Origin of the sequence: Endozoicomonas ascidiicola (assembly GCF_001646945.1) — a bacterium.
In the GTDB taxonomy this organism is placed as follows: Bacteria; Pseudomonadota; Gammaproteobacteria; order Pseudomonadales; family Endozoicomonadaceae; genus Endozoicomonas; species Endozoicomonas ascidiicola.
Genome location: NZ_LUTV01000002.1, coordinates 567,469 through 581,678 on the forward strand (window position 1 = coordinate 567,469; position 14,210 = coordinate 581,678).

13 protein-coding genes are annotated in these 14,210 nt (G+C 47.5%); 7 read left to right on the forward strand and 6 right to left on the reverse strand.

Going from position 1 to position 14,210, the window contains the following annotated elements; all coding sequences use genetic code 11:
* Positions 1-957 (forward strand): transposase (locus tag AKL11_RS06435; RefSeq protein ID WP_216636764.1); only part of this gene is annotated, 957 nt, incomplete at its 5' end.
* A gap of 300 nt (positions 958-1,257) precedes the next feature.
* Here the strand turns inward: AKL11_RS06435 and AKL11_RS06440 are convergent.
* Together AKL11_RS06440 and AKL11_RS26425 are read right to left on the reverse strand one after the other, a co-directional pair.
* Entirely contained in the window at positions 1,258-2,496 is a 1,239-nt protein-coding gene (locus AKL11_RS06440; RefSeq protein WP_067515776.1) for a hypothetical protein, read from the reverse strand.
* Between the two features lie 462 nt (positions 2,497-2,958).
* Entirely contained in the window at positions 2,959-3,081 is a 123-nt protein-coding gene (locus AKL11_RS26425) for a hypothetical protein (protein ID WP_281180389.1), read from the reverse strand.
* Positions 3,082-3,137: 56 nt separating this feature from the next.
* Between AKL11_RS26425 and AKL11_RS26205 the strand changes: the two genes are divergently transcribed.
* The 6 genes from AKL11_RS26205 to parC all read left to right on the forward strand — a co-directional run bounded on the left by AKL11_RS26205 (position 3,138) and on the right by parC (position 9,240).
* Positions 3,138-3,662: a hypothetical protein gene (locus AKL11_RS26205; RefSeq protein WP_245673259.1), complete on the forward strand. Its 525-nt coding sequence runs from the start codon at positions 3,138-3,140 to the stop codon at positions 3,660-3,662.
* Between the two features lie 157 nt (positions 3,663-3,819).
* Positions 3,820-4,098, forward strand: coding sequence for a hypothetical protein (locus AKL11_RS06450; protein ID WP_067515777.1), 279 nt, complete (start codon positions 3,820-3,822; stop codon positions 4,096-4,098).
* 423 nt (positions 4,099-4,521) lie between these two features.
* Entirely contained in the window at positions 4,522-5,841 is a 1,320-nt protein-coding gene (locus AKL11_RS06455) for a UbiH/UbiF/VisC/COQ6 family ubiquinone biosynthesis hydroxylase (RefSeq protein ID WP_067515778.1), read from the forward strand.
* A gap of 73 nt (positions 5,842-5,914) precedes the next feature.
* A complete protein-coding gene (locus tag AKL11_RS06460; protein ID WP_157673441.1) occupies positions 5,915-6,121 on the forward strand; it encodes a hypothetical protein in 207 nt (68 codons plus the stop codon).
* 88 nt (positions 6,122-6,209) lie between these two features.
* On the forward strand, positions 6,210-6,914 hold the full coding sequence (locus AKL11_RS06465) for an endonuclease (RefSeq protein ID WP_067515780.1): 705 nt from the start codon (positions 6,210-6,212) through the stop codon (positions 6,912-6,914).
* A gap of 70 nt (positions 6,915-6,984) precedes the next feature.
* A complete protein-coding gene (gene parC / locus AKL11_RS06470; protein ID WP_067515781.1) occupies positions 6,985-9,240 on the forward strand; it encodes a DNA topoisomerase IV subunit A in 2,256 nt (751 codons plus the stop codon).
* A 57-nt stretch (positions 9,241-9,297) separates the two neighbouring features.
* On the opposite strand, the gene AKL11_RS06475 is transcribed toward parC, so the two are convergent.
* The 4 genes from AKL11_RS06475 to rho form a co-directional block, all read right to left on the reverse strand.
* Positions 9,298-9,945: a TetR/AcrR family transcriptional regulator gene (locus tag AKL11_RS06475; RefSeq protein WP_067515782.1), complete on the reverse strand. Its 648-nt coding sequence runs from the start codon at positions 9,943-9,945 to the stop codon at positions 9,298-9,300.
* Between the two features lie 175 nt (positions 9,946-10,120).
* Positions 10,121-10,861 (reverse strand): hypothetical protein, encoded by a 741-nt coding sequence (locus tag AKL11_RS06480; RefSeq protein ID WP_067515783.1) that lies wholly within the window; start codon positions 10,859-10,861, stop codon positions 10,121-10,123.
* A 59-nt stretch (positions 10,862-10,920) separates the two neighbouring features.
* Positions 10,921-12,387 carry a 4-hydroxy-3-polyprenylbenzoate decarboxylase gene (gene ubiD / locus AKL11_RS06485; RefSeq protein WP_067515784.1) on the reverse strand — a complete coding sequence of 489 codons (1,467 nt, stop codon included), beginning with the start codon at positions 12,385-12,387 and terminating at the stop codon, positions 10,921-10,923.
* A 130-nt stretch (positions 12,388-12,517) separates the two neighbouring features.
* Positions 12,518-13,777 (reverse strand): transcription termination factor Rho, encoded by a 1,260-nt coding sequence (gene rho / locus AKL11_RS06490; RefSeq protein ID WP_067515785.1) that lies wholly within the window; start codon positions 13,775-13,777, stop codon positions 12,518-12,520.
* Positions 13,778-14,210 lie beyond the last annotated feature (433 nt).

The window sequence follows — 14,210 nt, forward strand, 5'->3', positions numbered from 1 at the left end:
GAAGTTGAAGAGCTCCTCAGGATGGCTGAAAAAGCAGATACTGAAAAATTGCCAGACGAATTATCCATTCCTGATGAGMTGAAACGCAGGGAAGATCGCCTCAAGGTGATTGCCRATGCCAAAGCTGAAATTGAGCGACGAGCTGAAGAACGTTATCAGCAAGAGCTGGCAGAATTCCAGGACAAAGTTGCCCGTCGTGATGCGATCAGAGATACGGGAAAAAAGCCACGGGGCAAAGAACCGAAAGCCCCTACGCCGGGTCCCAGGGACAAAGATCAAGTCAACCTGACAGATCCGGAGTCTCGCATAATGCCAACGTCTGCTAACGGTTTTGTACAGGCTTATAATGCGCAGGCCGCAGTAGATAACGACAGTGGTCTTATTGTTGAAAATCATATTACTCAGGCGACCAATGACAAACAACAGGTAGCGCCTGCCCTCGAAGAACTGGCCTCTCGTGCAGAGCAGATTGGCAAGCCCAGCGCGATTCTTGCCGACACGGGCTACTTCAGTCAGGGCAATGTGTCTGCTGTGGATAAGTTTGGAGCTATCCCTTACATTGCAGAAAAGAAGGATGCCCATAACAAACCTTTACTRGAGCGCTTTAAGCCCGATGAGCCGATGCCCGCAGGCGATGATGTTACCGCACTGGAGTTGATGCGTTGGCGATTGCAAACCAGGGAAGGACGGGCGGTGTATGCATTGAGAAAAAGCACCATTGAGCCAACGTTTGGGATACAGAAGGAAGTGATGGGATACCGTCAATTTCTGGTCCGTGGTCTTGAAGCAGTGTCTGCTGAATGGGATCTTCTGTGCATGGGTTTTAACCTGAAGCGGATGTTTACGCTGATGCTGAAAGATCTTCAGGAAAGTATCATTTTTATGCAGTTTATTTCAGCTTACAGGTTATTTGTCGCATGCATTTGGATATTTGGGCAAAAGAGACTGACGACATAAACAGCACTTCCAGACTGGATTCTGTGATTTTTGACTTTATTGCGGCCCATCTCCGGTTTTTACTTTCAAGTCCGACAGCCTCCTAGCGGGCGGAAATAAGGGACACCCACAAATTTGACTTTCAATTTAGGAGTGAGTAATTTTTTTAAACGATTGGGCAATACCCACCGTTCATAAAGGCAAAGCACGAGTCATAGCCTTTATGCTCCCTGGGTAGTGGCTATGGCGAGGAACTTCAACGCAGATCTAGTAGGCCAAAATGGCTGCACTGTTCATAATTTAACAGCAGGATTGTTATTATCACTTTCTCAGGTTATTCAGCCTTTGCTCAAGCGTATTGTCGATAGTATTATCACGCATCTTGATAACCGCTTGAGTGCTGTTATCATCGCCGTTCAATGCATAGTAGATGAAGCCATCACTCAACTCAGCAACGAAGTTCGGATTTTTGGCCAACGCAGTAACAACAGTCAACATGACTTTATTAAAACGGTTTTTTTGTGCTGACGTCAGCGCCTCGGTTCGTACCTTGTTATCAAGGGCCGCCTTCAAGTCATTTATTGATTCGGCTTTGGCAATCTGGTTAACCAACGCTTTATAGGAAAGGTTTGTTTCTGGCTTGTGAGACGGGCCAGAATAAGTACGACCATTTTTGAGTAAGTGACTTCGCTCTTCCAAGTGAGCTATAGATGCTTTTTCAAAATAGTTTAATGCCGTTGAGGTTGCCAAAGAGTCACCTTTTAATGCCTGCCGTATAAAGGTCTCGTCCAATTTTATGGCTGAATCCGGATTTTTTACCAACCGGAAAATCGCTGATCTCAGACCATTGTGAAAATCGCTTTTCTGCTGCGGAGAAAGTTTTGACGATTTTGCATTTGCAATGGTCTGTTTAACCTCTAAAGGTGTAGATGCTTCTTTAAGCTGTTCCTGCAACACTTTTACGTGTGTTGATAGCCCCTTAACACCCTGGAGAAAAGCCCGATTATCAGAAGATATTGAGGCCATTAATTTTGCTCCGCCTTGTCTGGTCTGAGCCTTTACAATGCCTGCCCCCCCAACACTTTGTTGTCCAATCCTTTGAACGTTATTACTCTTAATATTTCGATATGCCTTAATGGTGACATCACCCAATGGACTTTTATTTATAGAAACCTTATTACCTGTGTTGTTCGACCGAGCATTGGGTCGCCTAATATTTGAATGGCGCTGCTGACGGGCTTTTTGTCTTTCGAATAATGCTTGGCGGCGACTTTTTGCATCCTGCTGATTCTGCTTAATTTGATCTTTAATATTGTTATTTAAGGTTTTAACATCCTTAACGTACTGTTTTGCCTGATTGATTCTTGCAGTACGTGACGACAGCTTCTTTCCCGGCCCGGAAGTTACTGTGCCGAGTAACTGTTTAACGCCAGCATTGGTAATAACCTTTCTACCAGCCAAAAGACCACTGCTTATCTTTCCTGATTGCTTATTCTGAAGTCCATTATTGGGCAATTGATGAAGCGGCAAGCCTCTGGAATGTCCAATATTCTGGGTCATATGACCTCCATGCCAGCAGTTCTTTATTAATAAAAGAAGAATCCTTCTATAACCTTAGCAACCGAATTAATTCAATCAGTTAAACATAGGTCTAGATCAACTGTAATTAACTGTTTTTAAAGGGAAAATAAGGGACACCTATAAATTTGACTAACCGATCAGCTCATCTACTTTTTGATCATTAAGAATTTTAATGATCAGGTACAGAAGTCATGACGACTGTCCGGAGAAACCTTATAGACCCAGCGAGCACGCCGTACTATCACTGCATGGCTCGCTGTGTACGTCGTGCATTCCTTTGCGGTCGTGATAAATTCTCTGGCAAATATCCATCGCGAACAGGCTGAAGCATGAAGGAAGTGCTGTCCCGTTAGACGCAGTTGTTCTCTGGCCCTATGCTGGTTCAGCGTTACCTGGCAGGGGTGACATTGGACAAAGGGAGTCTGTTGAAATTCGAAGAGTTTACAGAAGAATACCGGCGTCGTTTAAAACGACATTAGCTGGTTTATGCGTTGCCTGAACGAGCACCTCGCCCGTGAAGCGAATATAGAAGACGGTTGCAAAGGACGCTTTTATAAAAACCATCCTTGGTTTTTCCCCTTCGGGCCAGCTGAAGCTGTTCAAATTTATTTCGGATAAATTTGTGGGAAGGACGCTACAAAAGCCAGGCACTGCTTGATGAGGCAGCGCTACTCACCTGCATGGCTTATGTTGATTTGAACCCTGTACGAGCCAAAACGCCAGAAACTTCCGAGTATACATCTATCAAAGAAAGAGCCGGTAGCTATTGCTCCACAGGCACAACAAGGCGACAACCATCTTTCCTCAAACCTTTCAAAGCACCGGGGCAAAACCCCGACCTGGCTATCCCTTATGCGCTGAGTTGTTATCTTGAGTTGGTGGACTGGTCCGGTCGTATCTTTCGAAAAGACAAACGTGGTCGTATTCTGGAGACGGTTCCACCCATCTTGCTTCGGTTGAATATTGATCCTGAAGAGTGGTTGAAAACCATTCGCTGGAATAACCGCTTCCGCCGCGTGATGGGAACGCTTCCAGCGCTTAAAAACCATGCCGTGCAAACGGGTAAACGCTGGGTACATGGAATGTCAGTGAGCAGACGTTTGTTTTTGTCGGAGGCATCGAATCGGGTGGTAGCCATGGTTTAAAGTGTCATGATTGCCGGTGACTTGATGTGCAGAACTCTCTATCTTCCATTATCTTGTCTTCAATCATGAACACTCCAGAGCTTTCATCTATCTGCACTCCATTGTATAAATGATGTAGAGAGTACATTGAGCAGGAGGCTCACTGGAGTTTTCAGGTATGAAAATCAACCCATCATCACGACCACATTTGGATCACGATCACAGTAATGAAGATAAGCTTCAGAAAGGTGATGGTTTTGAAAAACCTCAAAAGCCTTACATAGACCGCTCAGGTTCTGAAAAAGGGCAAAATATACCTCTGGATAAGCGCAAAACCCGCCGAAAGGGCGATCGCAGAAATAAGAAAATCTCCGATCGTAAAACCCAAGAGCTGGACGAAGCCTTTGATGAAGAATGGGATGACGATATTGATGATGAGGAAGACGATCTTCCGTAATCACTACCAGAGGTTGTCGCAAAAGCCCTGGTTCCCATGCTTTTATGCCCTTTGGGTATTGCGTGGGAACCCATACTTCTACCCCTTTGACAGTTCTGGGATATGCATTCCCACGCGAAGCATGGGAACGAGATGAGCGAGATATTTAGAGTTTTGCGGCAACCTCTACCAGACAGTCCCCAACCATTCAGTATTTGACTATTTACCTTCCCGGTGAAAAGATCCCGCAGACTATACCCAAAGGATTTCAAGTTGCTACGCGGCAGCAACCGAGTGAATCCCCATGAGCTTACAAGTAGTAGGTGATTGGGGTGAGCGAGCACCCGGGGGCATAAAAGCAGCCAACAAAGTAGCAACTTGAAAGGCGACGGGTATATTCGAATTCCAACCTCATCACTAAACGGAGTGGGCTCCAGGCTCTCTATGTCCAGTATCAATAATTGTGAAGCGCACTTTGATGTCCTGATTGTCGGCGCTGGCATGGTGGGCACAGCGATCGCCTGCGGGCTCGGCAGCAAAGGCATTCGGGTTGCCCTTTTTGATCAGTCAGAACCTGCGCCTTTACCAGCGGATAGCCTACCTGAGCTAAGAGTTTCTGCACTCAGCTCAGCCTCAGAAAACATTCTAAAAAACCTTGGTGCATGGGCACATATGGAAACCATGCGGATGACGCCTTATCGTCGGATGGCCGTATGGGAAAAACTGCACACTCCCTGGGGAAAAGAAATCGCCTCAAGGGCGAACCAGGTCGTGTTTGATGCAGCAGAGATCGGGCATGAACAGCTAGGTTACATTGTTGAAAACCGAGTCACGCAGCTGGGGCTATTAGCCGCCGCAAAAGCCTGTTCAGAAATTTCACTGTTTTGCCCTGTCACCATAGACAGCATGCAGCTTTCTGATGAAAAGCCGCAAGTTGTATTGTCTGACGGCCGCCGCTTTTCTGGTGATCTGTTGATTGGTGCTGATGGCGCTAACTCCAAAGTTCGACAATCCGCCGGACTGGGCGTTGAGCAAAGGGATTATGAACAGCAATGCTTCGTTGCTACGGTCGAAATTTCGGGCGGTTGTCAGGACGTCACCTGGCAGGCTTTCACGCCAACGGGGCCTGAAGCCTTCCTGCCACTGCCCGATGTAAACTGCAAAAGTTATGCATCTATTGTCTGGTATCACCAGCCGGAAAAAGTTCAGGAATTACTGAACCTTTCGGGTGAGGCTTTTTTAAAAGTATTATCAGATACTTTTCCAGTAGAACTTCCAGAAATACGTCAAGTCTGCGAACGCAGTGCCTTTCCCATCGCCCGTCGACACGCTCATCGTTATTACCAGCATGGCGTCGTTTTGGCAGGCGACGCGGCACATACCATCAATCCGCTGGCCGGTCAGGGTGTCAACCTGGGTTTTCAAGATGCTGCCTGGCTCATTGAGATTCTGATCAATGCCCGGCAAGCCAAAGAAGATCTAGGCAGCCAGATTGTTCTTCAGCGTTATGAAAATGCCCGCAGAAAAGAGAATGCCCTCATGATGTCTGTTATGGATGGCTTTTATCACAGCTTTAGTAACCAGAGTCGTCCATTACAGTTACTCAGAAATGCGGGCTTGACCATTGCTGGAAAATTATCACCCGCGGTGAACCAAGTGATGAAATATGCCATGGGTCTATCAGGCAAACAGCCGCCTCTGGCAAGTGAGAGCAGACACATCACATACACACCTATTAGCGATATCCGAAGCCCACTGCGTTAAACCCTGATGCCGCTTTTGAGCTCCCAAGCATAAGATGAATGAATGAATGATTAATGCAGCTTGGGAGCAAACAATGAAAACGATGATCTCGACCGGCTTTCGGCTGACAGCAATGGCCTCTCTGGGTTTCTGGTGGGCATGGTTTTTTGCAGGTGCCGCTTATTATTTCACCATCGAGCAGGTTTCTCTCTGGGAATCACTGACATCCGGAGCCGGAATTGGCCTGATGATGATGGTTGCCGGTATGTTCAGCGCTGCGATTTCTGATTCCCTCCTTTAAACAACACTTGTATTCTATTCCTTCAGGGCGACGCCTTTAGCGCTTCGTCGCCTCTTTCTCTACCTCGAAAATAAAACCTGTATCTTTCATGTCTTTCCTAAATACACGACGATTATCTTTTATCTTTCTGACATTCCTCCCTGCACTGGTTTTTGCCAGTGTGCCAAGCAGCTTTTCCAGCGCAAAACGAGTCGCAGCCAAAATATACGACAAAAACTTAACCAGCTTTTACTGTGGCTGCCCCATCAAAAAACAGGGCAAGAAGCTGGTGCCCGATCTGGAAGCCTGCGGCTATTCAGTTCGCAAACAACTCACCCGAGCCAATCGAATAGAGTGGGAGCATGTGGTGCCTGCCTGGGCTTTTGGTCATCAGCGCCAATGTTGGCAAAAAGGTGGCAGAAAGAACTGCACAAAAAACGACCGTCTGTTTCGGGCAATGGAAGCCGATCTGCATAACCTTGTGCCTGCTGTAGGTGAGGTGAATGGAGACCGATCTAACTATCGTTTTGGTATGTTGAATAACCCACCCAATTACTACGGCCAGTGTGATTTCCACGTTGACTTTAAAGCTCGCATGGCTCAACCCCCGGAAAAACAACGGGGTAGCATTGCCCGCACCTACCTTTATATGTCGGATCAGTACAAATTCAAACTCAGCAACAAAGAGCGGAAGCTGTTTGAAGCCTGGAACAAAATGTACCCGGTCACGAGCTGGGAGTCCGAAAGAAATCGTCAGATCAGCGATGTTCAGGGCTGGGGAAATCCCTATGTAGAAAACAACCGAGGCGGCTGAACTTTCAGAGCTCTGCAGTTACTTGCTATCATGCACTATTTACTGGCATTTCTCGGATACAGGTTTGAGCATGACGGAGCAGATCATAATTGGCGACGATGGGGTTGAGCGTCAATCCCTGAGAGCATATACAGAGAATGCGTACCTGAATTACTCAATGTACGTCATTCTCGACCGGGCGCTCCCACATATTGGAGACGGCCTTAAGCCGGTTCAGCGTCGTATTGTTTATGCCATGAGTGAGCTTGGCCTGAAAAATACCGCCAAGTTCAAAAAGTCTGCCCGTACCGTAGGTGACGTGCTGGGTAAGTTTCACCCTCACGGTGACAGCGCCTGTTACGAAGCCATGGTGCTGATGGCTCAGCCTTTTTCTTATCGTTATCCTTTGGTGGATGGCCAAGGCAACTGGGGCTCTCCCGACGATCCAAAATCCTTCGCCGCCATGCGTTATACCGAGTCCCGCCTGACTCGTTATGCCGATACACTGCTCGGCGAACTGGGTCAGGGAACGGTAGACTGGGTTCCTAATTTCGACGGTACGCTGGATGAACCCTCCATCCTGCCAGCCCGCCTGCCAAACCTTCTGCTCAATGGTACGACGGGGATTGCGGTGGGTATGGCCACAGATATCCCACCGCACAATCTTCGGGAAGTGGCCAATGCCTGTATTCACCTTCTTGAACACCCAAAAGCCACTGTCGCTGATCTCTGTGAACATATTCAAGGCCCGGATTTTCCAACAGAAGCAGAGCTGATTACCCCCCGCGCGGACCTGATCAAAATGTATGAGAATGGCAAAGGTTCTCTGCGGATGCGCGCGGTTTACCAGAGCGAAGGTGGGGATATTGTGATTACTGCATTACCCCATCAGGCGTCCGGTGCTAAGGTGCTTGAGCAAATTGCCGCGCAAATGCAAGCCAAGAAACTGCCCATGGTGGCGGATCTCCGGGACGAATCTGACCACGAAAATCCAACCCGTCTGGTTATCGTGCCAAAATCCAACCGGGTGGATACCGAAAGCTTGATGAATCATCTGTTCGCCACCACTGATCTGGAAAAGACTTACCGGGTCAATATGAACATGATTGGCGTCGATGGTCGTCCACAGGTGAAATCTCTGGACAACATGCTGAGCGAATGGCTGAGCTGGCGTAGTGAAACGGTCCGTCGTCGTTTGCAGCATCGTCTGGATAAAGTGCTCAGTCGTCTGCACATCCTCGAAGGTCTGATGATTGCCTTCCTGAACATAGATGAAATCATTGAAATTATTCGCTCAGAAGACAAACCAAAACCTGTGCTGATGGAGCGCTTTGGGCTCTCTGATATTCAGGCTGAAGCCATTCTCGATTTGAAACTGCGTCATCTGGCCAAGCTGGAAGAAGTTAAAATTCGGGGTGAGCAGGACGAGTTGGAAAAAGAGCGTGATTCTCTTGAGCTGATCTTAAGTTCTGAAAAACGTCTTAAGACGCTTATCAAGAAAGAATTGAAAGCAGACGTTAAAGAGTTCGGAGATGATCGGCGCTCACCCATTGTTGTCCGCACTGAAGCTCAGGCTCTCTCTCAGACTGATCTATTGGTTTCTGAAGCCGTAACGGTTGTGCTCTCTAACAAAGGCTGGGTGCGTTGCGCAAAAGGGCATGATGTTGATCCATTGTCGCTCAACTACAAATCTGGCGACGGATATCGTTTATCTGCGAAGGGAAAGAGTAATCAGACCACTGTCTTTCTTGACTCGACCGGTCGAGCTTATTCGCTGCCGACCCATAATCTCCCCTCCGCCCGAGGACAGGGAGAGCCATTAACAGGGCGGATTAACCCTCCGTCTGGAGCCACCTTTGAAGGTGCGTGCATTGGTGATGCCAATGATTGTTACTTGATAGCCAGTGACGCTGGTTATGGATTTATCACCCAATTCTCTGACATGGTCAGTAAAAACAAAGCCGGTAAAGTGCTGCTGAACCTGCCTAAGAACGCCCAGGTGATTGAGCCGATACCGGTCAAAGGTAATGACCCATTATTGGCAGCCATCACTAACGAAGGGCGTATGCTGCTATTCCCACTAAAGGATCTACCAAAGCTTGGGCGCGGAAAAGGCAACAAGATTATCAGTATTCCTTCTGCAAGAGCGGCAGACCGTGTTGAACTTATGAGCCAGATCACCCTTCTCAATGAAGGTGATGCTCTGACGCTTTATGCTGGCAAACGCCATGTCACCTTGAAATCTTCAGACCTTGAGCATTACAGTGGAGAAAGAGGGCGTCGGGGCAACAAATTGCCTAGAGGCTTCCAGAAGGTGGACAAGCTTGAAGTGGTATCTGCAGGGTAACACCTGCAGTGCTTTCAAAAATCACGGCCAAGTAAGCCTTTCAAGGCTTACTCCCTTTCAAATATCCAAACCCACACCAACAAGAATAATCTGACAAACACTGTCGGTGTAAGACTCGATATCCTGCTCACTTAATGTTTCTTTTCCTAATACGAAAGCAACCTGCGCACTGTAATCAGCATAGTACTGAGTTGTCGCCCATATGGAAAATAACAGATGAACCGGATCAACAGATTTCATTTTCCCCTGAGCAATCCACCCCTGAATGACTTCTGATTTTTCCTGAATCCAATCATTGAATGGATGCATGTGCTCTTTCAGATGTTGAGCACCATGAAGTATTTCACTGCTGAATATTCTGGATGCCTTGGAGTGAGCAACCACATATTTCATTTTTGCATGTATAAATTTTCGAAAGGCGGTGCCAGGCTCATCTTCCGGATTCAGCCCGCTGAACACCGACTGCCAGAGCTCCATTATGTGACTGAGAACAGCACTATAAAGTTCAATCTTACTGTTAAAGTAATAGTGAACATTGGCCTTTGGCAGACCCGCCCGATGGGCAATATCCCGAATAGATGCCCCTTTATAACCGCTGGCAACAAATTCCTCTTCCGCCGCCTCAAGAATCACTTGAATATTCTTTTGTCTAACCCGACTATTTTTAAATCCTTCCTGATCTTTTTTTGGGGGTGCTGGTTGCATGTTAAATACCGTACCTTGTATTGATCACACTCGGGTCTGAATATAGACAAGGGACGGGCTTTTTCCATGAGAATAGCAAATGAATAAATACGACAGAATTCTACTTTGTAGTTCTGTCGTATTTTCTTAAGAAGAAAAATGGAGAATAATTGAGAATATTGTATCCCAGAAATGATTAAGCTCTTGGTGCGTATTCAAATACATCCGAGTGAAAAGCCTCGGTATCAAAGCCTTCTTCCACCAAAGCGTCATAAGTGGCATAAACCATTTGAGGAGAGCCACTGATGAACACTTCACTGCCATTCAAATGGTCTTTGTCGTCTATTACCGCTTCAAACAGCAAACCCTGGCGACCCTTCCAACTATCTTTTTCATTGGCATCGCTCACCACAGGGTGATAGTGCAAACGAGTTGAAGACCACTGCACTGGTAGGCTTGGCATATAGAAGCCTTCTGGTGAACGGGCTCCCCAATAGAAGTGAATATCTCTTTCTTGCCCAGATAACAGCACAAATTCAATCATGCTTTTCATTTGCGCAAAGCCAGTGCCTGCAGCAATAAAAACCAGAGGGCGGTTTGGTATTGTGTCCAGACAGCACTGACCTTTTGCCATTATGACCTGAACGTTGCCACTCTCCAGCGCACTGAACAGTTTTTCTGAATTGGGTTTCCCGGGAAGTTTCTGGATATGCAGCTCCAGTGTCTTCTGTTGCGGCATCGGTGCACTGGCAATCGAAAAAGCCATCGCATCGCCATCAACGATGATTTCAAGATACTGGCCGGCTTTGTAATCGGGAACAAAGCCGGCTTCTGCTGTCAGAATGACGCGATACACGTCTTCAGTCAGTAGCTGAAGCTCTGTTGTCAGGAACGTCTGTGACGTGCTTTTATTCTGACTGCCTTGATTAGTTGTCATGAATATCCCTACCTCTAAATTTGGATAACAGTCCGCTCTCGTACAATACGCGGATGCTGCTAATCAATACCCAGCTCATCCCAGATATCATCTATCCGCTGCCGAATAGAGTCACTCATGGCTATTGCCGTCCCCCATTCCCGGGATGTTTCGCCCTGCCACTTATTGGTGGCATCAAACCCCACTTTTGAACCAAGCCCCGCAACCGGTGATGCAAAATCCAGATAGTCGATGGGCGTATTCTCTATAAATACCGAGTCCCGTTTCGGGTCCATCCGAGTGGTCATGGCCCATATTACATCATTCCAGTCTCGGGCGTTGACATCATCATCGGTCACAATCACGAATTTTGTATACATAAACTGCCGTAAGAATGACCAGACGCCCAACATTACCCGCTTGGCATGACCGGGATATTCTTTGCGCATGGTGACCACTGCCATGCGATAGGAACAACCTTCCGGAGGAAGATAAAAATCGACAATTTCCGGAAACTGCTTTTTCAGAATAGGGACAAAGATTTCGTTAAACGCCAACCCGAGAATGGCAGGCTCATCCGGCGGACGACCGGTGTAGGTGCTGTGATAGATCGGATCACGGCGATGTGTAATGCACTCAACGGTAAACACCGGGAATGACTCTACTTCGTTGTAGTAGCCTGTGTGGTCACCGTACGGACCTTCATCCGCCATCTCACCGGGATAGATAAAACCTTCCAAAACAATCTCGGCACTGGCTGGCACCTGAAGATCATTAATCCGGCTTTTGATCAGTTCCGTTTTACTGCCTCGCAGAAGGCCTGCAAAGGCGTATTCTGAGAGTGTGTCTGGTATCGGTGTTACTGCACCCAGAATCGTTGCAGGGTCAGCACCAAGGGCGACAGAGACAGGAAAAGGTTCACCAGGATGCTTTTGCTGCCAATCCCGGAAATCCAACGCACCGCCTCTATGGGACAGCCAACGCATAATTAATTTATTTTTGCCCAGCAATTGCTGACGATAAATCCCCAGGTTTTGGCGGTCTTTCTCCGGTCCTTTGGTAATGACCAGAGGCCAGGTGATTAAAGGGGCTGCATCTCCGGGCCAACATGTTTGGATAGGAATCTTGGTCAGATCCACCTCATCGCCTTGCAAAATCACTTCCTGACAGGGTGCGGATTTCACAACTTTTGGCCCCATATTCAACACCTGCTTGAAGATGGGGAGCTTTTCCATGGCGTCTCTAAAGCCTTTCGGTGGCTCAGGTTCTTTCAGGTAAGCCAGTAGCTCACCGACTTCGCGCAGGGCGCTGATATCGGTTTGTCCCATGCCCATGGCTACCCGTTTCTGGGTGCCAAACAGGTTGCCCAGCACAGGCATGTCAAAGCCCTTCGGGTTTTCAAACAACAGGGCAGGGCCGCCTTTTTTCAGGGTTCGATCGCAGATTTCTGTCATTTCCAGAACCGGATCCACTTCCCGAGTGATTCGTTTGAGCTCACCCTGCTTTTCCAGCTGCTTTATGAAATCCCGGAGATCCTTATATTTCATAGTGACTTCTTCTTTATTATCAGGACGGCTTTACGAAAAATAGTGAGGGGCATTGAAAGGGAATTTGGAGGGAATTACCACTCAAGATTGCCCGAACATGGTTCGCAGCAATCTTGAGCAGTGGCAGAGATTACTTCCGCTTCATGGACTGGAAGAACTCTTCGTTGGTCTTCGTATGCTTCATGCGATCCAACAGGAATTCAATCGCTTGAATTTCATCCATTGGGTGCAGAATTTTACGAAGAATCCACATACGCTGCAGCTCTTCTTCAGACGTTAGAAGGTCTTCACGACGAGTACCGGACTTGTTAATGCCGATAGCAGGGAACACACGCTTCTCAGAAGCACGACGGTCAAGGTGCAGTTCCATGTTACCGGTACCCTTGAACTCTTCGAAGATAACTTCGTCCATTTTGGAGCCGGTATCCACCAGAGCAGTCGCCAGAATGGTCAGGCTGCCGCCTTCTTCAATGTTACGTGCGGCACCGAAGAAACGCTTTGGGCGTTCCAGAGCATGAGCATCCACACCACCGGTGAGCACCTTGCCAGAAGATGGAATAACGGTGTTGTATGCACGAGCCAGACGGGTGATGGAATCCAGCAGGATAACCACGTCTTTTTTGTGCTCAACCAATCGCTTGGCTTTCTCCAGCACCATCTCTGCCACCTGAACGTGACGTGATGGAGGCTCATCAAAGGTTGAAGCCACCACTTCGCCACGGACGGAGCGGGACATTTCTGTCACTTCCTCAGGGCGTTCATCAATCAGCAGAACGATGAGGTGGCACTCTGGGTTATTGCGGGCAATGTTAGCTGCAATGTTCTGCAGCATTAACGTTTTACCGGCTTTTGGTGGCGAAACGATGAGGCCACGCTGACCTTTACCAATAGGTGCAACAAGGTCAATGATGCGGGCAGTCAAATCTTCAGTGGCACCGTTGCCCATTTCCATCATCATTCGATCTTGTGGAAACAGAGGCGTAAGGTTTTCAAAGAGGATTTTATTACGGGCATTTTCAGGCTGGTCAAAGTTAATTTCATTAACTTTCAGCAGGGCAAAATAACGCTCACCTTCTTTTGGCGGACGAATTTTTCCTGAAATGGTATCGCCTGTTCGCAGATTGAATCGGCGAATTTGGCTGGGGGATACGTAAATATCGTCTGGGCCGGCAAGATAGGAACTATCCGCGGAGCGCAGGAAGCCAAAGCCATCTTGGAGAATCTCCAGAACGCCATCGCCATAGATATCTTCACCACTGCGAGCATGGCGTTTAAGTATCGTAAAAATTACGTCCTGCTTCCTGGAACGGGCAAGGTTTTCGAGACCCATTTCATTCGCTATAGCCAGAAGTTCAGGAACAGACTTTTTCTTCAGTTCGGTAAGATGCATAACCAGTAGTTTTGCGAATGTTAAATTGAATGGAAATTGGCCGTTGTTTGCAGGAAGGTCAGAAAGTGTATGACTTATTATGATAAGGGACAGCTAAAATTAAGACCCTGCGAGTGTTTATAACGGCTGCCCTGTCTGGGCCAGATTCCTGATTGGTCAGTTAATCCCTGACAGCCCTTTGCTCTTTAAATATAACAGTAACAGTCTATATCCTTTTCTGCAAAATAATCAAGAATTAGTCTCTTCCAATATGAAATGAGCCTGAACGGAGCCCTTGTTTCCAAAATGAAATGAGCCTGTGATTTCTGATCTTTCGTCCAAAATTACTGGATGAAAATCATAATGGACACACGGCTCATCAAATCGCTCCAGCAGGTGGAGGAGCTGCTTCAGGCTACACCGCAGATACAGCCTGGTTGGAAGTCAAAAGACG